Source organism: Bradyrhizobium sp. ISRA436, assembly GCF_029910015.1.
GTDB lineage: Bacteria > Pseudomonadota > Alphaproteobacteria > Rhizobiales > Xanthobacteraceae > Bradyrhizobium.
In genome coordinates this window covers 276,466-297,658 of sequence record NZ_CP094519.1, presented here as the reverse complement: position 1 = coordinate 297,658, position 21,193 = coordinate 276,466, and the positions used below count along the sequence as shown (strand labels likewise).

Genomic DNA, 21,193 nt, shown 5'->3' with positions numbered 1-21,193 from the left:
GTGTGTCCGTCATCGCGAGCGAAGCGAAGCAATCCATTCGTCGTGGTCGCTCCCCACAATGACGGTGAAAATCAGCTCAAGGGATCTCGTACACTACGAGCTTGTCGGCGATTCCACGCAGCGCGGCCTCCTTCTGGATCGGCCTGATGGCCGCACGATCCAGAATGCCGGCAACCGCCTGCGATTCCATCACCGGCTGGGTCAGATGAATTTCCTGCGAGGTCGACAGGCTCTGCACCCGCGCTGCGATGTTCACGGTCTGCCCGAAATAGTCCTGCCGTTCGTTCAGCATCACCGCCAGGCAGGGGCCCTCATGAATGCCGATCTTGACGATCAGGTCCTCCCGGCCGCGCTCGGCATTGAGCTTCTTCATCGCGGCGCGCATGCGCAAGCCCGCCGACAGCGCGTCTTCGGGCTTGATGAACGTTGCCATCACGGCATCGCCGATCGTCTTCACCACCGCGCCGTGTTCGGAGGCGATGATCTCGAGCAGCGCATGGAAATGCGCGCGCACCAGATCGAACGCGGCGAGATCGCCGACGCGCTCATAGAGCGCGGTCGAGCCCTTGAGATCGGTGAACAGGAAGGTCAGCGCGGTGATCTTCAGCCGCTGGTCAACGTTGAGATTGTCGGCCTTGAACACGTCGCGGAAGGTCTGGTTCGACAACATACGCTTTGCCGTGAGGATCGGCTTGCGCTTGCCCAGCAACTTGTGCAGCGGATCGCCTGCGATCCAGACCGAAGGCAGCACGCGGACGTCAGCCTGATTTTCCAGCGAGAGCCGCAGCGGCCCCGGTCGCATCGTCGACGTCCCGGTCGGCGCGTGCAGCTTGTTGAATGCGATCGAAAACTGCTGACGCTCGGTGGTGGGCTCGCCCTCAATGGCGAAGAAGTGCGCCGAATGCGTCACCGGCTCAAACACAATGACGAATTCGTTGGGCAAATTGAGCGACAGAATTGCCTTCTCACCGGGTGGCAGCTCTAACCCCTCCAGCGTCACCTCGTTGATCAACGTCGAAAGCGAACTCTCATCGAGCTCGATGCCCGAGCTCCAGAACATTTGCCGGAAGTATTCCCAGATCGGCAGCGTATTGGGATCGTGCGCGGCAATGTGGCGGACCCGCGGGCTGACAGTAAAAGCCACTTCGACGAGTTCATCGACCGAGGCCTCGTAGCCCGCCGCGCACAACGCGCAATTGTAGTCGTCGTGGCGCAGCGACTTCAGCGTCGCATGGGCGTCGAGCACGCCGCCACAGCCTGGACACAGCACGTTCCAGCTCATGTCGAACAGACCGAGCCGCGAGGCATGCAGGAAGCCGGAGATCACCTTCTCCTGATCAAGTCCGGTACGGCGGGAGAAATCCAGCAGGTTGATGCGATTGAGATCGCGATCATGACCATCCGCGATCAGCTGCTGCATGGCATCGACGACGGCACTATCGGCCGTCTGCCTGAGGACTGCGAACTGGGCCTGCGTATCGCTCATGGTGTGAGACCTCAAGCATGAGCCGGAAAGATACGAAGCCGCTTTCCGGACGAACGCGCTCAAATGGAGGCAAGGAGACGATGACGGGTCAACCTGAACTCATCGCGCCTTAGATGAGCATCTTGGAGGTGTCGCGCAAGGGTTTTCAGCGTGCCGTGATCGCAAACATCGGCGAGCGGTTGGGTTGCGTCGTCACTACGCCGATCGGCATCACCGGCTCCTTGTCCGCCAATGCGACGCGGAACGTACCGATGATCCTGGCGAGCGCGAGCGTCGCCTCGACCAGCGCGAAATGCGCGCCGATGCAGACCCGCGCGCCGACCCCGAACGGCAGATAGGCGAAGCGATCGGGCGGCGTGCCGCTCATGAATCGCATCGGCACGAATGCGTTTGGATCACGCCACAGCTTTTCATGCCGGTGCAACAGCCATGGCGCGATCAGGATTACGTCATGCTTCCTGACCGGCAGGCCCGAGATGGTGTCCGGACCATCAGCCGCGCGTGCGATCAGGAAGGCCGGCGGATAGAGCCGCATGGTTTCGTCCATCACCGCGCGCGTGAATTTCAGCCGCTCGACATCCAGCCTGCCCGCTGCTGCCACGCTGCTGACTTCTGCTGCCAACTGCTCCTGCGTCGGGGGATCCAGCGCCAGCAGATAGAGCGCCCAGAACAGCGCGGTCGCTGTCGTCTCGTGACCGGCCAGGATCATGGTCGCGACCTGATCGCCGAGCTGCGCATCGGTGAAGGCCTCGCCGGTCTCGGGATCGCGAGCGGCCTCCATCAGGTCGAACAGGTCGCGCGCCGGCGCGTTGTCGTTCTTGCCGGCGGCGCGGCGCTCGGCCATCAGCTGGCCTACGAAAGCAGTCCAGCGCTTGCGGAAGCGGGCGCGCCGGAAATCCTGCGGGCTCGGCCAGCCGAGCGGCAGCAGCAGATCGAGCAAGTGCGGCCGGGCCAGCGTCACGCCGTATTCCATCACGAAGTCGCGCAGCTTCGCGCCGTGACGATCCATGCCGAAGGAGAACATGGTGCGGCCGGCGATCTCGAGCGTCATCCGCTGCATCGCCTCGCGCAGATCGACCGGGCCGCTGCTCGCGGCCTTCAGCTTGGCAATCGTCTCGTCGGTCACCCCGATCATGGTGGGCACGAGCGTCATCACGGCGCGCGGCGTGAATGCCGGCGCCAGCGTGCGCCGCTGATGTTTCCACGCGCGGCCCTCGGCGATCAGAAGTCCTTCGCCGAGCATCGGGCGCAGCACGCGAATGCCGGCGGGCGTGCGGGTGTAGTTCTCGTAATTGTCGACCAGCACATGCCGGATCGCGTCCGGCGTGTTGAGAATGAAGCTGCTGCGGCCGAAAAAGCGGCCCTGGATGATGTCGTCCTCATAGGCGCGCCGGCCCCAGCTCTCGATCGGCGAGTTGCCTATCGCCCGCATCCGCCCGAACGCGGTCATATTGTCGGGCGCGCGCGGCGGGGCCGGCGGCACCAGCGGCCGGCGCGTGACTGTTGTGTCGTAGACCTCGGCTATGCTCATGGTCCTCGCTCCAGCCTATCGCGACGTCAGATCCAGACACGCAATCCCGGCGCCGTGAAGGCGCGGACCACAGCAAGAGCTAATAGGTCAGCTCGGCGATGGCAATCCGGTTCTCCGATGCCGGCCAGGCCCGCGCCACGATCCGCTCCTCGTTGAAGAGGCCGACCACCGGACGGCCGACCTCGGCTGCCGGAAGCCGCAACGTCGTCGCCGAATCCGTCGGCACGCCCGGCTTCACGTCGGTCGGCTCCTTGCCGTCGAGCAGCACGACATCGCGCGGCAGGCCGAAATAGCCGCGCGGCCGCGACATCATGACGATGACGCCTGCGCCTGTATCGGCAGGCAGGAACGGCCGTGCCGCGCGCAGATGCACGATGTCCGACGAGCGCGGAAACGGCGAACGATAGATGTGCGTCGTCACCGAATCAGGTGAGGTCAACACGAATTCGAGGGACCAGGAGGGATCGACCTGCGCCGGCCCCCAGCGCCCGTCCGATCCCGTCTGCGAGCTGTGCAGCGGGCCGCCGATGCGTTCGCCTGTTTCTGTCGAGACACGATAGATATCGACGGAGGCGCCCGACACCGGACGATTGGTCGGCACGCCGCCGGGCGTGCCCGTGACGAGGCCGCTCAACCTCACCGTCGCCTCCGGCACGATGCCGATCCGCGACGGCTCGCGCCCCGCGATGAACTTGTAGATCTCGCGAAAGGCGCGCGGATGAAACGCAGTCTCGCGATGATCGAGCGCGCCGAGCACCAGATTGGTGGCGCCCTTCAGGGCCGGGCCATCAGCGGTGACGTTGGTCGGCCTACCCGGCTTGCCGACAAAACGGCCGTCGCCTTGTGCGAATTTATCGAGCCCGTCGCTGCGCAGCGTCAGGAACGCGGTGCCCGCGGTCACCTCGCTGTCGCCGTCGTTCAGGGCACGCAGGAACGGTCCGCGGCCATTGAACTCGTTGCCGAGCCCGTCGTCCCAGGCATAGACGCCGTGGTTCGGCGTGCCGCACAGCACGGCATGACTGACATCGCCGCCACCGCCGTTCTTGATGTAGTTGCGGATCGCGTAGCCGCCGCGCGAACTGCCGACCAGCGCGACGCGTGCGGCGCCGGTCGCCTGCCTCAGCTCCTTGATTGCCTCGCCGAGTTCGCGGCGCTGGTCTTCCGTCGAGGAGCGGTTGGCCTGCTCGACCTTGTCGTCGGTGCGCGCCAGCGGATCGGTGAAGTTGAGCGCGAGCAGCCGCTCGCGCGGCACGCCATTGGATTCCATCCGCCAGATCGTCGTCACCCAGAGCGGCGCCTGGTCGCCATTGCCGTGCACAAACAGGATCGGCGGGAGATCGGCACCCGGCGCCGCGGGCACCGTCTGCGCCAGGGCCGAGGTGCCAAGACGGCTTCCCAGCAGGGGCAGGGCGCCGGCCCCCTTCAGAATCGTCCGCCGCGACAGGTCCATTGTCCGCTTCCCCAAGCCTTTCAGGCCTTTAGCTGTGCCTTAGGTCCGCAATGGATACCGTAATCGCTGGACAGGACACGCTTTTCGCAGGCATCAGTTGATGCTGCCGGAATCATCAGCAAACCATAGCAGGCCAAACGGAACCGGATATGACCGCACCGTCTGATCGCACCGACAGTATCACTGCACCGTTACGGCACTCAATCTTCAGGCGGATCTGGCTCGCCAGCCTTCTCTCCAATCTCGGCATCCTGATTCAGGGCGTCGGCGCCGCCTGGGCCATGACGCAGATGACATCAGAGGCCGACAAGGTCGCCCTGGTGCAGACCGCGCTGATGCTGCCGGTGATGCTGATCTCGATGCCGGCCGGCGCCATCGCCGACATGCATGACCGCCGGGTCGTCGCGCTGCTGTCGCTGGCGATCGCACTCACGGGCGCCACCACGCTGACGGTGCTGGCATGGCTCAATCTGGTGACGCCGAACATCCTGCTGGCGCTGTGCTTCGTCGTCGGCAGCGGCATGGCGCTGTTCGGCCCGGCCTGGCAATCCTCGGTCAGCGAGCAGGTGCCGGCGGAGACGCTGCCCGCCGCCGTCGCACTCAACGGCATCAGCTACAACATCGCGCGCAGCTTCGGACCCGCAATCGGCGGCATCGTGGTGGCGGCCGCCGGCGCCGTGGCGGCGTTCGCCGCCAACGCCGTGTTGTATTTGCCGCTGCTGGTCGTGCTGTTCCTGTGGAATCGCGTCAGCGAACCGTCGCGGCTGCCGCGCGAACGGCTGAACCGCGCCATCGTCTCGGGCGTGCGCTACATCACCAATTCGCCATCGATCAAGATCGTGCTGACCCGCACCATGGTCACCGGCATCATCGGTGGCTCGGTCTCGGCGCTGATGCCGCTGGTGGCGCGCGACCTCCTGCATGGCGGCGCGCAGACCTACGGCATCATGCTCGGCGCGTTCGGCATGGGCGCGGTGATCGGCGCGCTCAACATCAGCGAGATCAGGCGCCGCCTCAGCGGCGAGGCCGCAATTCGCGCCTGCACGCTGATGATGGGAGGCGCGATCGCCGGCGTTGCGCTGAGCAGGGAACCGGTGATCACGGCCGCCGCGCTGGTGATCGCCGGCGCGGCGTGGATGCTCGCGGTCGCGCTGTTCAATATTGGCGTGCAGCTCTCGGCGCCGCGCTGGGTCGCGGGCCGCTCGTTGGCCGCCTTCCAGGCCGCAATCGCCGGCGGCATCGCGATCGGAAGCTGGGGCTGGGGCCGCATCACCGACATAGCCGGCGTCGAGACGGCGCTGTTGATCTCCGCCGCTCTGATGCTGCTGTCGCCGCTGCTCGGCCTCTGGCTCAGGATGCCGCCGGTTGGCGCCCGCAACGAGGATGCGACCGAGGCACTCGCCGATCCCGAGGTGCGGCTGCAATTGACCGGACGCAGCGGGCCGCTGGTGGTCGAGATCGAATATCGCGTGGCGCAGGACAATGCCCGCGCCTTCCACAACGTGATGCAGGACGTGCAGCTGAGCCGGCAGCGCAACGGCGCCTATGGCTGGTCGATCGCGCGCGACATCGCCGATCCCGAGCTCTGGACCGAGCGCTATCACTGCCCGACCTGGCTCGATTTCCTGCGCCAGCGCAACCGCGCCACCCAGATCGAGCGCGAACTGCACCAGAAGGCGGCCAGCTTCCACATCGGCGCCGAGCCGATCCGGGTGCGCCGGATGCTGGAGCGTCCGTTCGGATCGGTGCGCTGGAAGGAGGAGACGCCGGACCGCGCCGCCAACGAGGTGATCCCGGTGGTCGCGACGGCGGCCGGAAGCAGCACGTAGCCCCCTGCCGTCATTCCGGGGCATCGCGTCAGCGACGAACCATGGTGCGCTCTTTTTCTTGCGCTCCCGGCGACTTGTTGGGACCGCGTTAAGACCTTGTTGGCATTAATCGCTCGTTACGGCTGTGGCGTATCCCGAGTCCTTAGGAAGTGTGTAGCGATGCGTAATGCGTTGGGCCTGATGCTGGCCAGTCTTGTAGCGGCGGTCGTGATCGCCGGAGTGTGGTTCTGGACCTCCTCCCCGCGCGCCGACGCTTCTCCTCCCCAAACCGTGGCTGCCCGCACGGCCGATCCGCTGCCTATGGCTGCCAAGGCGGCAGCCAAGGATGACGTCGAGACCACCGCCGCGCTGTCGAAGCGCGCCGACGCCACCACCGTCACGGCACAGCCCGCTGCGGCACCTGCCCCTGTGCCGGTGCCCGCGCCGGTCGCGGCCGCACCGAAGCAGGCCTGCGCCAATCCCGATGCGCTCGGCGTCAGCCGCACCGTTGTGGTCGACACGTCAGGCGGTCCGGGTTTCGGCTTCCTGCAGTACAAGCAGTACGACTTCCTCACCGACAAGGAGGTCGTGCTGACGTTCGACGACGGTCCGTGGCCGACCACGCCGGCCGTGCTCAAGGCGCTGGCGGATGAATGCACCAAGGCCGTGTTCTTCCCGATCGGCCTGCACACCACCTATCACCCGGACATCCTCCGCCAGGTCCTGGCTGCCGGCCACACCATCGGCGCCCACACGTGGTCGCACGCCCATCTTGCGAGCAAGAAGATCACCGAGCAGCAGGCCAAGGACGAGATCGAGAAGGGCTTCAGCGCCGTGAAGATCGCGCTGGGCACCGACCCCGCGCCGTTCTTCCGCTTCCCGGCACTGGCGCACACGCCGGCGACGACGGCCTATCTCGGCTCGCGCAACATCGCGATGTTCTCGGTCGACGTCGACTCCAACGACTTCAAGTCCAAGAGTGCGGACGAAGTGATCCAGAACGTGATGACCAAGCTCGAGAAGCAGGGCAAGGGCATCATCCTGATGCACGATTTGCAGAAGCACACCGCGCAAGCCCTGCCGACGCTGCTGCGCCGGCTGAAGGCGGGCGGCTACAAGGTGGTCTGGATGAAGCCCAAGACCCAGCTCGAGACGCTGCCCGAATACGATGCGATGATGACCAAGCTCGAGAAACCGACCGCATCGGGCCGCCCGATCGGCAACGTCGTGCAGACGGTCGCGGAGTAAGTTAGCGAACCCGTTACGACGATCCGCTCAATGCAAAAGCGTCCCTGGATACGATCCAGGGGCGCTTTCGTTTTCTGATCGCAGCCACCTTCTGCTGGTCCGACACGGCCGGACGACCTTGGCTGGGTTCGACCTTTTTTGAGCGGTGGCGGAGAGCGTGTCAGTCAATCTTCACTGAAAGCAGAATTGTCGACCTGCCGGGACCAAACCCACGATGTGAGCGACAGCGCGGAAAGAGGCGCCATCGCGCCCGGCGGCTGCGGCTCCCACCAAATATCGAAAACAACCCCATGCAAAGTAGCCCGCGGCCGCCGTTTCCGGGCCAGTGAGTGCTGGTGACGCAAGAAGGATCGAACCCCGACCCCGTCATTACGAATGAAATTTAATCCACTTGCGGGCCGTTGCAGCCGAACGCATCGTGAGGCGTGGCGTTGTAGAATCAGCTTGTTTTCTTGGCTTTCCGTACACGCAAGCTCACCTGACCCGCAGCCTCATGAGTACCTAGCGAGGTACGGAGCCGGGGCCTGCCGCGACGAACTCTCACCGACCGATTTTGCCAGCACGCCAAGGCGGCCGAAGGCGAGCCCCAGACCGATTACTTTGACGAAGGCCGCGCCGTGCTCGCGTTGCGGGTATCGCGGGGCGGGTCGAAATCCTGAACCTACCACTTCACCCTAGGCGGCCGACGCGTCCGCATGACGTTCGGGACCTACCCAGCCACCAGCCTCGCCAAGGCGCACACCCGCGCCGATGAGGCCCACGCCGCATTTGAAGAGGGCCGTGATCCGCGCACAGTACTCGCGAAGCCCCAGACCCTCAGAGCCATCTGCGAGGAATGGGCGGAGCGTGAGGGGGCGGGGCTGCGCACCGGCGACGCTCGCAAGGATACGGGCCGCGCGATGCGCCTCCACCCCCGAGGCCAAAATTCGTCGGCCCGAGATGCGCGCATATGGCCCCGCGCAATGTGTGAGAAATTCCGACCGCCTACTACAAAAAATTTTTGCAGAAATTTCGGGCACCCGCACGCTACCAGAGGTGTATTGCGGGCCGCGTGCGATCTTGTGGTAGTCATCGGGGGACTGGGGGAGGGGCAATCGATGGAAGCGAAGGACGTGTGGCTCTTGTTGGCCGGGACCCTGCTCGGCTTTCTCGCGAGCTTGCTGGCCACGTTCACAGCACCGTCAATCGGCAACGCATTCGGCAAGCTCAAGTCCGGCTTCATTGAGCGCAACAAGGCCAGGGCGTTGGCGGCATACACTGTTGTGCATGACCTCAAGTTCGGAAAACGAGACAAGTATCTCTACGCGATAATCGGCTGGGGTTCATTGAATGCCCTAACGCTTATGAGCATCGCAACTGGGGGGATGGGATTTGCGGCGCGAAGGGTACTAGGACCGGCAGTATCTAGCGCGTCCTCTGACCCGCTGGGCCTTAGGGTACTCGCCTTGGCAGTCGCCCTAACTGGCATAAGCATCGTGCTAATGATTGGACTGCATTTGTATCTGACTTTCGCCAGACTAGAGAACTTCGAGAATTATCGGTCTCAACTCCTGAAGCGCTGGCCCGATCTTGAACTGCCGGACCTACAGGCCGCTAAGCCCGTTGCCGATGGTGCAGCCGACCAATCTCGGCAGCAGGATTAGGTGGCAAGGTAACCACGATGAAATACCCCAAAACTCGGGAAACCCTCCCCGTTTCCCTTGAAACGAGCCGCCATCTCCGTGAGAGTCCTAGCGCGAGTCGGCGTGGCTGATTCGCCTCCTAGGTTGTATCGGCCTTATTGGTCGTGAGCCTCTTCTGAACGGACGGATGTGCCCTCTCGCGGCGGGGCGCAATTCCGCGCTCCGTTACCAGAGAGGTTATCATGCGAATAAGTTGTTCGATGCTGCAGCCCGTGTCCGTCACGGACTATGTCCGCTTTCGGCTCGGCAAATGGGAGTACGTTCGTGCCCACTGCCGGTCTCTACCAACCCGCTGACGGATCAGTAGAGACCTAGTGGTAGCGTAGTAGTAATCGGACTCGGGCGGGTGGCACCCCGCCCAGTCCACCCCTCCCAACCATCACTGGCTGAGAATCGTTCGGCGTCAGCGCAGAATTGATTAGCGCCGCAGCCAATTTGGAATTCGTGAAAGTCTCCCGCAGCGTGGCCGCGCCAATTGATTCGTTTTTTGTTTCACGCGGATCGTACGCACGATTTTTCACGTGATGCAAACGGTCAAAAAACCGCGTGGTCGCAGCGAGTCAAATCAAGGGCTTGCGCCGGGATAACTCCCGGGCCCGTACCTCTCCCGTACCTTTGGTAAAATTCGAAGTCGCGAAATCGGGGCTAAGTGCTGGTGCCGCAAGAGGGATTCGAACCCCCGACCCCGTCATTACGAATGACGTGCTCTACCGACTGAGCTATTGCGGCGGACCGTTCGGCAACGGCCTTGAAGGGCAGCCACCTGATATCGGGCATGGCCTCGATTGGCAAGGACAAGCCGGGCCGTAGGCTTGCGGATTTAACTCCCCAAACGTGACAGAAATCCGCGCCAGCCGCCCATCTGGGCCTTGGGCGGGCCGATTTGCTCGGCAAATTCGTCCCTGGCGCCGTCCTCGTCGACCCCGGGGTCATCGGGGGCGCGGACGATGGGGATCACGGCCGGAATGGGCGCCGGGGCGGCCTTGGGCAGGTCGGTCCGGGAGCGGAACAACGGGGCGGGCGCCGGTGCGGCTGATTCGGGAGGCGGAGCCGGCTCGGCCGGGGCGGGGTCTGCCTCGATGGCCTCCGCAGGCGGCGGCGGGGCATTGTCCTGCGCGGCAGGTGCGGCCGGCGCGGCGGGTTTCATCTCGATCGGCTCGACCGGCCTTGGCTCCGGGAGTTCGGTGGCTGCCTCCGTCGGCGGCTCGACCCGGCGCGGGGCCAGCATCGCCTCCTCGAACGCTGAGGTGTCGATCGGACCGCGCTTGTCCGACGGCAGTGCCGCCACCGGCGTCTGCCACTGGAAGGCGTCGAGCCGGCCGGTGACCGGCGAGACCGGACGCCAGCGGTCCGAGACATAGCCGTCAGCGGTCCAGGCCGGGTCGTGCAGCGCCCGCACCGCGCGCAAGGTCCAGGCCCGCGCCCGGCCGCTGTCACCATGCTCGGTGCGCTCGATCTCGGCCATCAACAGCGCGACGCGCTGGGTCGGCGTCGCGATGAACGGCTCCAGCGCGGAGCGCGCCTTGGCGAACTCGGATGCGTCGATCGCCGCGCGGGCGACCGCCAGCGCACCTTCGATATGACCTGGCGTCTTGGCCGCCAGCGTCTCGACCCGCACCAGGCGCTGGCGCGCGGAATCGCCGAGCCGCACATGCGCATAGGCGTCGGCGAGATCGGGATGCGGCTGCACCAGCCACGCCGCCTCGACGAGTCGCATGGCGCGGCGTACCTGATGCGCCTCGCTGTCGAATTTGGCCGCGAGCACCGCGGCCGGAATCAGCGTCGGCGCGAGCTTGAGCGCCTCCATCACGCTCTCGCGCGACAGATCGCGATCGACCGTCTCCAGTTCCAGCGCGCGCGCCGTCAGCAGCACGCCGCGCTGCCGCCGGTAGGTCGCCTTGTCGATCAATCCCGATGACTGGTTGTTGTCGAGGATCGCCAGCGCGCCGGCCCAATCGCCCTTGGCGCAGCAGAAGCCGAGCACCGCATGCGACGCCCATGACGACGAGGGCGACACTTTCAGCGCCTCCTCGGCGATCATCACCGCCGCAACCGGATCATCGGCGCGTTGCGCCTCGATGAAGAGACCGCGCAGGCCGAGCAGCCGCGTGTCCTCGCGCTCGGCCATTGCGCGGAACGCGCGCTGCGCGCCGGCGCGGTCGCCGTCGAGCTGCGCCGACTGCGCGTGCAACAGCAGCGTCAGCGGATCATTTTCGGCATGGCGGCGCGCCACGTCGGCATGCATGCGGGCAGAAGACGCGTCGCCATGGCCGATCGCGAGCAGGCCTTGGGTGATGGCGTGGCGGCCGCGGGCGCGGCGGCGCTCGCGGCTGGCACGGCGGATGCCTTCCGGCATCTTCCAGAGCGCGCGCAGGATTGTCCATGCCGCCATCGCGGCCACCACGACGATGCCGATGCCGAGCACAAGCACCGGCAGCGTCGTCACGACACGCCAGCCGTCCCATGACAGCACGACGTCGCCGGTTTGGTCGGCCACCCAGGCCGCGCCCGCTGCAGCAAGCGCGATCAACAGCAGGAACAGAATGATCCGGATCATCGAGGGCCTATTGATTGACCGAGGCGAGCGCCGCCATCGCGTTGTCGGCGAACTTTCGCGATGCGTCGAGCGCGGCGCGCCGCGCGTCCACCCTCTCGATCCAGGCTTGCGCCGCGGTGCGATCGGCCGGCGGCAGCGACCTCAACTCACGCTCGGCGCGCGCGAGATCGTTGTGCACGGCGGCCGAGGTCATGCGCGCGACGATGCTGCCGCGATCGGTGCCCGTGCCGTCGGTCCGCTCGATGCGGATCAGCTTGGAAGCCCCGGCCTGCAGGCGATCGACCAGCCCCGCGCCCGTCGTCGTATCCTGCGGCGGCGGCGCGAGCTTCGGGACGATTTCGATCAGTTCGCGGCAGAGTGCGTTCGCGTTCGGAACGCCGGATGCAGCGAAAGCGTCGAGCGGCTTCAGGATCTCGGGATCGTCGGCGAGCGCCTTTGCCGCCGAAAGCGAAGAGACGAAAGGATCGCCGTGGCGGACCGCGACGTCGAGCAATGATGCGGCGACGACGCGGCGCAACGGTGTGTCGTCGGCCGGCTTCGCTTCGGCTCGGGTGTCGGCGATCTTGCTATCCTGTTTGGCGATCTCGGCGTTCTGCGACTTCACCGCGCCTTCGATCCTGTCGATGCGCGCGGTGATCGCCGACAGATCGGGCAGAGCCTTCGCGCCAGTGGCCGTGGCCGCCAGCTTGTCGGACTGCGCGCGCGTGGCGGCGAGCTCGCTGCGCAACGCGGCGATCGATTTGTCCAGCGCCTCCAGGCGCGGATCGGCCGCCGGCGCCCTGTTGACCTTTGATTCCAGCCCGGCGACGCGCGCGCTGAGATCGTCGATTGCCGCGGTGTTGAGCTGTGACGCGGGCTGTATTTGTGGCCAGCCGAGCAGCCAGCCGACGCCGATCACCAGCGCGGCGGCCACCGCACCGGAGACCGGCGCCACCACCCAGGGCGAGACCGGCTGCGGCGGCTCGGACGCCGGCGCTTCCGAAGCGGTCTCGGGATGCGGCTCGGGCTGGGATGGGGCTTCGGGCGCAGCCGTATCAGCGGATGCCTCGGGCTGCTCCGTCTTCGGGGCCTCGCTGGAGACCTCGGTCGCCCCGAGCTCAATGGTCGGCGGCGCGCGCTTAGGCCGGGCGGAATCCGGCGACGGTGCTGTATCCTCGGGCCTCTCTTCAGCCATCGCAGGGTCCTCAAAACGAATGACGGCGCATTCTAGCAGAATCGGCTTGGGTTCTCAGAGCACGATCCGAAAAACTGGGAAATGGCTAACGTCATGGCCAGACGAAAGAATTAGGCCGGATCAGGATCGCAAGGCGCGGACCAGCGCGTCCAGGAGCGCGCTCTCGTCCGGCCGTGCCGCCACCGCCACCTGGGTGGCGCCGGCGTCACGCAGCACCAAGGCGACGGCGGCCGAGATGCAGCATTGCGGCAGCGCCAAAGCCGAGATTTCGAGCCCGCCCGCGCGCGCCGCGTCCAGGAAGGCCAACGCGCTGCGGCGCGAATAGTGCAGCACCGCCGTGATCCGGTTCGCCAGAAATGCCTCGCTGACCTCGCCCGGAAAGCTTGCGACCGGCGCCATCCGGTAGGTGGTGCGGGTGACGACGGTCATTCCCTTCTTGCCAAGCTCGCCCGCGAGATCGCGCGAGAGGTCGGCGCCGGCGAGATAGAGCAGCGTGGCGGCACTCTTCAGCGCTCCGGCTTCGACGCGCGCCAGCACGAGATCGCGCAGCGCGACGGCATCGCCCTTGGCCACCAGCACCTCGCCGAAGCCGGCCGCGCGCGCGGCATCGGCGGTGTGGGCTCCGACCGCGAACAGCGGCAACCGCAACAGCCGGCTACCTGTGAGATCGATCGCGCGCAGCGCATTGGCGCTCGTCAGGATGACTGCGTCATAATGCGCGTCGTCATCGTCATGAAACGGCAACGGCTCGAAGCGCAGCATCGGCGCCGCCACGGCATCGAAGCCTCGCGCCCGCAGGCTGGCGAGCGTCGCCTCATTGTCGGGATGTGGGCGCGTGACGAGAACAGCCACGGTTCAGCGCTCCAGCCGCGCGAAATGGAGATTCGCTACCGATTGCACTTCAAGACCTCGCAATGCTACCCCGAAAGGGACATTTCTCTGCAATTGAGCAGGATTGGATCGGAAGGCCGGTTCCGGCTTTCCGGATCGTGCTCGTAGCACAAGGGCCGCAATTGAGTAACGAACGACCGATGCTGGTGTTGGGGATCGAGACCACCTGCGATGAAACCGCAGCCGCCGTGGTCGAGCGCCAGGGCGACGGCTCGGGGCGGATCCTTTCCAACGTCGTGCGCTCGCAGACCGAGGAGCACGCCCGCTTCGGCGGCGTGGTTCCGGAGATCGCCGCGCGCGCCCATGTCGACCTGCTCGACGGCATCGTCGCGAGCGCGATGAAGCAGGCCGGCGTCGGCTACCCGCAATTGTCGGCGGTTGCCGCCGCGGCCGGGCCCGGCCTGATCGGCGGCGTGATCGTCGGCCTGACCACCGCGAAGGCGATCGCGATGGTGCACGACACCCCGCTGATCGCGGTGAACCATCTCGAGGCGCATGCGCTGACGCCGCGGCTGACCTGCGCGCTGGCGTTTCCCTATTGCCTGTTCCTGGCCTCGGGCGGACACACCCAGATCGTCGCCGTGGTCGGCGTCGGCGAATATGTGCGGCTCGGCACCACCGTCGATGACGCCATGGGCGAGGCGTTCGACAAAGTGGCGAAAATGCTGTCGCTGCCCTATCCCGGCGGACCACAGGTCGAGCGCGCGGCCGAAGGCGGCGATCCGAAGCGCTTTGCCTTCCCGCGCCCGATGCTCGGGCGGCCGGATGCGAACTTCTCGCTGTCGGGGTTGAAGACGGCGGTCCGCAACGAGGCCAGCCGGCTGACCCCCCTGGAGCCGCAGGACATCAGCGATCTCTGCGCGAGCTTCCAGGCCGCGGTGCTGGAATCGACCGCAGACCGGCTGAGCGTCGGGTTGAGGCTTTTTCAGGAGCAGTTCGGCACGCCGCGGGCGCTGGTCGCCGCCGGCGGCGTCGCCGCCAATCACGCCATCCGCGACGCGTTGCAGGATGTCGCGGCACGCGCGCAGACCACATTGATCATTCCGCCGCCGGCGCTCTGCACCGACAACGGCGCGATGATCGCCTGGGCCGGCGCCGAGCGGATGGCGATCGGACTGACCGACACCATGGAGGCGCCGCCCCGCGCACGCTGGCTGCTCGACGCCAACGCCAAGGCGCCAGCCGGCTACGCCAATAGCCGCGCCGGATATTGAGTTCGTCAAGATGAAGATGAGCCGCGACACGACCTCCAACCCACCTCGCCCCGCTTGCGGGGAGAGGCATAGGCCGCCTCTGGCGGCCGTCACGAAGGGACGCCGAAGCAAAGCTTCGGCTATGTCGCATCGAAGATGCGATCCGGGTGAGGGGGGGTCTCGACAGGCCCGGTGTCTGCGCGGATGCAGCCCCTCACCCCGCCCCTGTCCCGCAAGAGCGGGGCGAGGGAGCGCAGCTGAGCTCGGGTTCTGATGCCCACGCACTGCTCAGTCAGCGTGATCGGTGCCGGTGCCTGGGGCACGGCACTGGCCGGTGTCGCGGCGCGCGCGGGACGCGCCGTCACGCTCTATGCACGCAATGGCGAGCATGCAGCGCAGATTGAGGCGACGCGGGTCAATCCACGGCTGGCCGGCGTCCGGCTCGATCCAGCCGTCGCCGTGACATCCGATATCGCGGCCGCCGCGCGCGCCGACATCATCCTGGCCGTGACTCCGGCCCAGCATCTGCGCGCGGCCGTCAGTCATCTTGCGCCACATTTGAAGCCGGGCACGCCGGTGATCGCCTGCGCCAAGGGCATCGAGCACGGCACCCACAAGTTCATGACCGAAGTGGTCGTGGAAGCCGCGCCTCAGGCTATACCCGCCATCCTGTCGGGACCGAGCTTTGCCGACGACGTCGCGCGCGGACTGCCGACCGCGGTGACATTGGCCGCAAGGGACGAGGCGCTGGCAAGTCGCCTGGTGCAGGCGCTCGGCTCGGCGACGTTCCGGCCCTACCACACGACCGACGTGCGCGGCGTCGAGATCGGCGGCGCGGCGAAGAACGTGCTGGCGATCGCGGCCGGCATCGTGGTCGGCCGCGACCTCGGCGCCTCCGCGCTCGCCGCGCTGACCACACGCGGCTTCAGCGAGCTCGCCCGCCTCGGCCGCGCCTGCGGCGCGCGCGCCGAAACTCTCGCCGGCCTGTCGGGATTGGGCGACCTCCTGCTGAGCTGCTCGACCGCGCAATCGCGCAATTTCGCGCTTGGCCGCGCGCTCGGCCGCGGCGAAGCCGCGCCCGTGGGCAAGCTCGCCGAAGGCGCGTTCACCGCGCCGGTGCTGATCGAACTCGCCGCTTCGCAAAACGTCGATATGCCGGTATCAAAAGCCGTCGCGGCGATCCTGAGCAACAGGCTGACGATCGATGCGGCGATTGAGGGCCTGCTGACGCGGCCGTTCAAAGCGGAGGAATAATCGCCATTCTGTCATGCCCGCGCTTGTCGCGGGCATCCACGTCTTGAATAATGACGCGGAAGGAAGACGTGGATGGCCGGAACAAGTCCGGCCATGACGAAGAGGTTGCGGCGACATGAATTACTGGCTGGTGAAATCCGAACCCTCGGTCTGGTCATGGGACCAGCAGGTCGCCAAGGGCGCGAAGGGCGAGGCTTGGACCGGCGTGCGCAACTTCACGGCGCGGCAGAACCTCGTGAACATGAAGAAGGGCGACAAGGCGTTCTTCTATCACTCCAACGAGGGCAAGGAGATCGTCGGCATCGCCGAAGTCATCAAGGAAGCCTATCCCGACCCGACCGACAAGACCGGCAAGTTCGTCTGCGTCGACATCAAGGCCGACAAGCCGTTGAAGACGCCGGTGACGATGGCCGCGATCAAGGCCGACAAGACGCTCGCGGACATGGCGCTCGTGAAGTATTCGCGGCTCTCGGTGCAGCCGGTGACGTCAGAGCAATGGAAGCACGTCTGCAAGATGGGCGGGCTGTAGGCTTCCGTCATCGCCGGGCTTGACCCGGTGATCCATCGTCCAAAAGAGTCACTCTTGATGGATGCGCGGGTCAAAGCCCGCGCATGATGAGACGTTGTTACGCCCCCGCCGCCATCACCACCTGCGCCAGCAATTGCTCGCGCTTGGACTGGGTGCGGTAGCCTTTCATCGTCGCGGCGAAGCGCTCGAGGATGCCATCCTCGAAGGCGGTGACGATGGTGTCGTGGACGTAGCTCCTGCGGCAGATCGCCGGCGTATTGGAGAGCTGATCGGCCGCTGCGCGGATCGCTTCCAGCACCTGGCGCTTGCGGCCGCGCTGGCTGGTGGCCGGCGTGATCCGCGACAGCGATTCCACGACGACCGCAGACGCCATCAACGTGCGGAAATCCTTCAGCGAAATCTTGATGCCGGCGATCTCGCGCAGGAACGCGTTCACCGCCGTGGTCGACGCCGCGCGCACGACGCCCGACCGATCGTAATACTGGAACATGCGCTTGCCTGGCACCGTGCGTAAAATGCCGACCGCGCGTACGAGCTTGGCCGCATCGCACTCCTTGCGCACGGCCTTGCCGCCCTTGGCCTTGAAGGTCAGCACCAGGGAATCGTCCTCCAGCGTGACGTTGGACTTCAGCAGGGTGGTGGCGCCGCGGGTGCCGTTGAGGCGGGCATAGGATTCATTGCCGGGCCGGATCGCGGTGCGCGCGATCAACTCGATCACCGCCGACAGCGCGAATTCGCGCGTCGGCTCGTCGCCGGACAGGAACGTCGAGACCTTGCGCCGGATCTTCGGCAACGCCGCGACCAGCTTGGCCAGGCGATGCGCCTTGCGCTGCTCGCGGACCTTTTCCCAGTCGGCGTGGTAGCGGTATTGCAGCCGGCCGGCGGCATCGCGGCCGACTGCCTGCAGGTGCGAACTGGGATCGCTGGAATAACGTACCTGGCGATAGGCCGGCGGCACCGCCATCGCGTGCAGTCGCCGGATGGTGCGGGCGTCGCGGATCCGGGTGCCGTTGGCACGAATGAATGAATAGCCGTTTCCGCGCTTGATGCGGCGGATGGTCAACTCGTTCTGGTCGCCAAGCCTTAAGCCGAGGTCGCGCGCGAGTTCTTCCACCGTGGTCTTGATGGCGGCGGGCGTGTCGAACTTGACCTTCGGCGAGGGCAGCTTTGCCCGCAATGACAGCTTTGCTTGCGGTTTGGGTGGCCACTGGCCCAGCGCCTTGGCCAGGGCGACAGCAGGATCGGCGGAAACGGGCCGCACAGCCGCACTGTTCTGCTGATCCATCATCTGCTCAAGACGCCCTGTTCTTCCTGTTCTCCCGGCAATGCCGTTTCTTGTGGCTTCGGTCCGGTTGGGCCACCGGCCCCGGGGAGGCCATTTAGGGGGTCCCGGCCCATATTGCGAGTCGCGAATCACCCAAAACGGTTTCTAATTACCTTTCATAGGTGCCATTCGCCCGATAACGTTGATGTCAGCCTGCCGCAGCACGCGAAATTGACCGCCTGAGCCAGCCGTCACGGCAGCGCGGCACGACGATTTCGAGCCGGTGACCGACCCGGAAATCGGATCAGAGGTCGTGCCCCTTCTTGCGCAGTTCCTCGATGATCCGTTGCCGCATCTCCGCAGCCACGGACTGGCCGAACTTCTGGCCGGCCAGCAGCGATTGCTGCGTCACGATGGGCGACTTCTGCAGGAATTTCTGGCCCACCCGGGTTTTGTAGAAGGCGATCAGACCTCGCAAATCGTCCGGCGTGAAGTTGCTGGCGTAGATGATGGCGACGGCTTCCGACAGTTCGTTGAACCGCGCCTGGAAGCCAGCGAGCAACATCGGCGTCAGGGTGTCGTAGTCATGGTCGACGTCGCTGCGGCCCTGGACGATCGCGGGCTTCATGCTCTGCATGATGGCCGGCATCAACGCCTTGAACTGATCCATCATGTTGATCGTTGTCACCAATTCCCTTGCGACGGCGAGCGCCTCCGGTGAAGGCGCCGGCGCTGGCGTTTGGGCGCGCGCAAGCGGTGCGGCCAGCGACATCACTACGACCAAGAGACCAGTGACCCGGGCCACGCGATGGAGCATAGGTTTCTCTCGTCGATAGATTACGGTAAAGCCGTCTTAGCATATGCAAAAGCCGGAGGGGACGCGCCTGACGGCTTCTGCGCGACAATGGTGACAGTCCTTTTTCCTTGCCCGGCCAGAACGCGGCCACGCATAATTATTGCGGCAATGATCAAGACGGCTTGCCACCGCTTCGTTTGCGATCGGCAATGAGTGGAGGAAATGATGTCCGAGAAGATTTATGACGTGCCGGCTGACTGGGCCAAGCGCGCTTATATCGATGATGCCAAATATCGCGAGATGTATGCGCGGTCGGTATCGGACCCCAACGGCTTCTGGGCCGAGCACGGCAAGCGGGTCGACTGGATCAAGCCGTTCACCAAGGTCGAGAACTCCTCCTTTGTGCCCGGCAACATCGCGATCAAATGGTTCGAGGACGGCGAGCTGAACGTTGCCTGGAACTGCATCGACCGTCATCTGGAGAAGCGCGGCGACCAGACCGCGATCATCTGGGAAGGCGACGACCCCTCCGAGTCGAAGCACATCACCTATCGCCAGCTTCACGACGAAGTCTGCAAGATGGCCAACATCCTGCGTACGCGGAACGTCAAGAAGGGCGACCGCGTCACGATCTACCTGCCGATGATTCCGGAAGCGGCCTACGCGATGCTGGCCTGTGCGCGGATCGGCGCGATCCATTCGGTGGTGTTCGGCGGCTTCTCCCCCGACAGCCTCGCCCAGCGCATCAAGGATTGCGATTCGAAGGTGGTCATCACGGCCGATGAAGGCCTGCGCGGCGGCAGGAAGGTGCCGCTGAAGGCCAATGTCGATGCGGCGATTGCCAAGACCGGAGGCGTCGACTGGGTCGTGGTCGTGAAGCGCACCGGCGGCGCGGTCGACATGAATCCCTCGCGCGATCTCTGGTATCACGACGCCGCCAAGATGGTCACCTCGGAATGCCCGTGCGAGTCGATGAATGCGGAGGACCCGCTGTTCATCCTCTACACCTCGGGCTCGACCGGAACGCCGAAGGGCGTGCTGCACACCTCGGCCGGCTATCTCGTGTTCGCGGCGATGACGCATCAATACGTCTTCGACTATCACGACGGCGACATCTACTGGTGCACCGCCGACGTCGGCTGGGTCACCGGCCACAGCTACATCCTCTACGGGCCGCTCGCCAACGGCGCCACCACGCTGATGTTCGAAGGCGTGCCGAACTACCCCGACAACTCCCGCTTCTGGAACGTCGTCGACAAGCACAAGGTCAACATCTTCTACACCGCTCCGACCGCGATCCGCGCCTTGATGCAGGGCGGCGACGAACCGGTGAAGAAGACCTCGCGCGCCTCGCTGCGCCTGCTCGGCACCGTCGGCGAGCCGATCAATCCGGAGGCCTGGGAGTGGTATTATCGCGTGGTCGGCGACGACCGCTGCCCGATCGTCGACACCTGGTGGCAGACCGAAACCGGCGGTATCCTGATCACGCCGCTGCCCGGCGCGACCAAATTGAAGCCGGGATCGGCGACGCGGCCGTTCTTCGGCGTGGTGCCGGAGATCGTCGATGCCGACGGCAAGACGCTGGAGGGCGAGACGTCGGGCAACCTCTGCCTGATCCGCTCCTGGCCGGGGATGATGCGCACGGTCTATGGCGATCACGCCCGCTTCGAGCAGACCTACTTCTCGACCTACAAGGGCAAGTACTTCACCGGCGACGGCTGCCGCCGCGATGCCGACGGCTACTACTGGATCACCGGCCGCGTCGACGACGTCATCAACGTCTCCGGCCACCGCATGGGCACCGCTGAGGTCGAAAGCTCGCTGGTCGCGCATGAGGCCGTGTCCGAGGCCGCGGTCGTCGGCTATCCCCACGACATCAAGGGCCAGGGCATCTACGCCTACGTCACCTTGATGAAGGGCACGGAACCGACCGAGGCGCTGCGCAAGGAACTGGTTGCCTGGGTCCGCAAGGACATCGGCCCGATCGCCTCCCCCGACCTGATCCAGTTCGCGCCCGGCCTGCCGAAGACGCGCTCGGGCAAGATCATGCGCCGCATCCTGCGCAAGATCGCGGAGGACGAGCCGTCCAGCCTCGGCGATACCTCGACGCTGGCCGATCCGGCCGTGGTCGACGATCTCGTCAAGAACCGCCAGAACAAGAAGGGCGCGCCGGCATAGGTCGACTCTGGGAAGACGCGAGACAGAAGTGCTGGGTCGCCGCGATGATCGCCGCGGCCCTTTTATTTGACTAGGTCTGGCTTTCACGTAATTGTCAGAGGCAAGGCGCCCCTGCGGCGGATTTGCGGCAAAGTGTTGTTTCCAGGTCATTT

At 65.6% G+C, this 21,193-nt stretch carries 15 protein-coding genes and 1 tRNA gene; 7 read left to right on the top strand and 9 right to left on the bottom strand.

Features of this window, described 5'->3' with window-relative positions; translation table 11 throughout:
* Window positions 1–76 precede the first annotated feature (76 nt).
* The 3 genes from MTX23_RS01385 to MTX23_RS01375 form a co-directional block, all read right to left on the bottom strand.
* Entirely contained in the window at window positions 77–1,486 is a 1,410-nt protein-coding gene (locus tag MTX23_RS01385) for an adenylate/guanylate cyclase domain-containing protein (protein ID WP_280974865.1), read from the bottom strand.
* Between the two features lie 145 nt (window positions 1,487–1,631).
* Window positions 1,632–3,017: a cytochrome P450 gene (locus MTX23_RS01380; RefSeq protein ID WP_280974864.1), complete on the bottom strand. Its 1,386-nt coding sequence runs from the start codon at window positions 3,015–3,017 to the stop codon at window positions 1,632–1,634.
* Between the two features lie 79 nt (window positions 3,018–3,096).
* A complete protein-coding gene (locus tag MTX23_RS01375; RefSeq protein WP_280974863.1) occupies window positions 3,097–4,467 on the bottom strand; it encodes a hydrolase in 1,371 nt (456 codons plus the stop codon).
* A 149-nt stretch (window positions 4,468–4,616) separates the two neighbouring features.
* Between MTX23_RS01375 and MTX23_RS01370 the strand changes: the two genes are divergently transcribed.
* The 3 genes from MTX23_RS01370 to MTX23_RS01360 all read left to right on the top strand — a co-directional run bounded on the left by MTX23_RS01370 (window position 4,617) and on the right by MTX23_RS01360 (window position 9,166).
* Window positions 4,617–6,296 carry an MFS transporter gene (locus tag MTX23_RS01370; protein WP_280974862.1) on the top strand — a complete coding sequence of 560 codons (1,680 nt, stop codon included), beginning with the start codon at window positions 4,617–4,619 and terminating at the stop codon, window positions 6,294–6,296.
* Window positions 6,297–6,455: 159 nt separating this feature from the next.
* Window positions 6,456–7,523: a polysaccharide deacetylase family protein gene (locus MTX23_RS01365; protein ID WP_280974861.1), complete on the top strand. Its 1,068-nt coding sequence runs from the start codon at window positions 6,456–6,458 to the stop codon at window positions 7,521–7,523.
* A gap of 1,097 nt (window positions 7,524–8,620) precedes the next feature.
* A complete protein-coding gene (locus MTX23_RS01360; protein ID WP_280974860.1) occupies window positions 8,621–9,166 on the top strand; it encodes a hypothetical protein in 546 nt (181 codons plus the stop codon).
* A gap of 692 nt (window positions 9,167–9,858) precedes the next feature.
* Here the strand turns inward: MTX23_RS01360 and MTX23_RS01355 are convergent.
* The 4 genes from MTX23_RS01355 to MTX23_RS01340 form a co-directional block, all read right to left on the bottom strand.
* Window positions 9,859–9,934, bottom strand: a tRNA-Thr gene (locus MTX23_RS01355).
* A 91-nt stretch (window positions 9,935–10,025) separates the two neighbouring features.
* Window positions 10,026–11,762, bottom strand: a complete 1,737-nt coding sequence (locus MTX23_RS01350) for a heme biosynthesis HemY N-terminal domain-containing protein (RefSeq protein WP_280974859.1) — start codon at window positions 11,760–11,762, stop codon at window positions 10,026–10,028.
* Window positions 11,763–11,769: 7 nt separating this feature from the next.
* Window positions 11,770–12,936: a hypothetical protein gene (locus MTX23_RS01345; RefSeq protein WP_280974858.1), complete on the bottom strand. Its 1,167-nt coding sequence runs from the start codon at window positions 12,934–12,936 to the stop codon at window positions 11,770–11,772.
* A gap of 120 nt (window positions 12,937–13,056) precedes the next feature.
* Window positions 13,057–13,788: a uroporphyrinogen-III synthase gene (locus MTX23_RS01340; protein ID WP_280974857.1), complete on the bottom strand. Its 732-nt coding sequence runs from the start codon at window positions 13,786–13,788 to the stop codon at window positions 13,057–13,059.
* 179 nt (window positions 13,789–13,967) lie between these two features.
* On the opposite strand from MTX23_RS01340, the gene tsaD reads away from it, so the two are divergent.
* The 3 genes from tsaD to MTX23_RS01325 all read left to right on the top strand — a co-directional run bounded on the left by tsaD (window position 13,968) and on the right by MTX23_RS01325 (window position 16,803).
* A complete protein-coding gene (gene tsaD, locus MTX23_RS01335) occupies window positions 13,968–15,041 on the top strand; it encodes a tRNA (adenosine(37)-N6)-threonylcarbamoyltransferase complex transferase subunit TsaD (RefSeq protein ID WP_280978332.1) in 1,074 nt (357 codons plus the stop codon).
* Between the two features lie 252 nt (window positions 15,042–15,293).
* Window positions 15,294–16,274 (top strand): NAD(P)H-dependent glycerol-3-phosphate dehydrogenase, encoded by a 981-nt coding sequence (locus MTX23_RS01330; RefSeq protein WP_280974856.1) that lies wholly within the window; start codon window positions 15,294–15,296, stop codon window positions 16,272–16,274.
* A 115-nt stretch (window positions 16,275–16,389) separates the two neighbouring features.
* The gene (locus MTX23_RS01325; RefSeq protein WP_280974855.1) at window positions 16,390–16,803 is read left to right on the top strand and encodes an EVE domain-containing protein; all 414 of its coding nucleotides are present in this window, start codon (window positions 16,390–16,392) and stop codon (window positions 16,801–16,803) included.
* Window positions 16,804–16,900: 97 nt separating this feature from the next.
* On the opposite strand, the gene MTX23_RS01320 is transcribed toward MTX23_RS01325, so the two are convergent.
* Both MTX23_RS01320 and MTX23_RS01315 read right to left on the bottom strand, forming a co-directional pair.
* Window positions 16,901–18,091 (bottom strand): DNA topoisomerase IB, encoded by a 1,191-nt coding sequence (locus MTX23_RS01320; RefSeq protein WP_280974854.1) that lies wholly within the window; start codon window positions 18,089–18,091, stop codon window positions 16,901–16,903.
* A 280-nt stretch (window positions 18,092–18,371) separates the two neighbouring features.
* Entirely contained in the window at window positions 18,372–18,884 is a 513-nt protein-coding gene (locus MTX23_RS01315) for a DUF2059 domain-containing protein (protein ID WP_280974853.1), read from the bottom strand.
* A gap of 204 nt (window positions 18,885–19,088) precedes the next feature.
* On the opposite strand from MTX23_RS01315, the gene acs reads away from it, so the two are divergent.
* Window positions 19,089–21,041 (top strand): acetate--CoA ligase, encoded by a 1,953-nt coding sequence (gene acs, locus MTX23_RS01310; RefSeq protein ID WP_280974852.1) that lies wholly within the window; start codon window positions 19,089–19,091, stop codon window positions 21,039–21,041.
* The last annotated feature ends 152 nt before the right edge of the window (window positions 21,042–21,193 follow it).

Bases quoted from the DNA above. Each gene is read 5' to 3' on its own strand.
- MTX23_RS01350 (WP_280974859.1), bottom strand. From the start codon at position 11,762: ATGATCCGGATCATTCTGTTCCTGCTGTTGATCGCGCTTGCTGCAGCG.
- MTX23_RS01345 (WP_280974858.1), bottom strand. From the start codon at position 12,936: ATGGCTGAAGAGAGGCCCGAGGATACAGCACCGTCGCCGGATTCCGCC.
- acs (WP_280974852.1), top strand. From the start codon at position 19,089: ATGTCCGAGAAGATTTATGACGTGCCGGCTGACTGGGCCAAGCGCGCT.
- MTX23_RS01375 (WP_280974863.1), bottom strand. From the start codon at position 4,467: ATGGACCTGTCGCGGCGGACGATTCTGAAGGGGGCCGGCGCCCTGCCC.
- MTX23_RS01380 (WP_280974864.1), bottom strand. From the start codon at position 3,017: ATGAGCATAGCCGAGGTCTACGACACAACAGTCACGCGCCGGCCGCTG.
- MTX23_RS01320 (WP_280974854.1), bottom strand. From the start codon at position 18,091: ATGATGGATCAGCAGAACAGTGCGGCTGTGCGGCCCGTTTCCGCCGAT.
- MTX23_RS01330 (WP_280974856.1), top strand. From the start codon at position 15,294: ATGCCCACGCACTGCTCAGTCAGCGTGATCGGTGCCGGTGCCTGGGGC.
- tsaD (WP_280978332.1), top strand. From the start codon at position 13,968: ATGCTGGTGTTGGGGATCGAGACCACCTGCGATGAAACCGCAGCCGCC.
- MTX23_RS01365 (WP_280974861.1), top strand. From the start codon at position 6,456: ATGCGTAATGCGTTGGGCCTGATGCTGGCCAGTCTTGTAGCGGCGGTC.
- MTX23_RS01360 (WP_280974860.1), top strand. From the start codon at position 8,621: ATGGAAGCGAAGGACGTGTGGCTCTTGTTGGCCGGGACCCTGCTCGGC.
- MTX23_RS01315 (WP_280974853.1), bottom strand. From the start codon at position 18,884: ATGCTCCATCGCGTGGCCCGGGTCACTGGTCTCTTGGTCGTAGTGATG.
- MTX23_RS01370 (WP_280974862.1), top strand. From the start codon at position 4,617: ATGACCGCACCGTCTGATCGCACCGACAGTATCACTGCACCGTTACGG.
- MTX23_RS01325 (WP_280974855.1), top strand. From the start codon at position 16,390: ATGAATTACTGGCTGGTGAAATCCGAACCCTCGGTCTGGTCATGGGAC.
- MTX23_RS01385 (WP_280974865.1), bottom strand. From the start codon at position 1,486: ATGAGCGATACGCAGGCCCAGTTCGCAGTCCTCAGGCAGACGGCCGAT.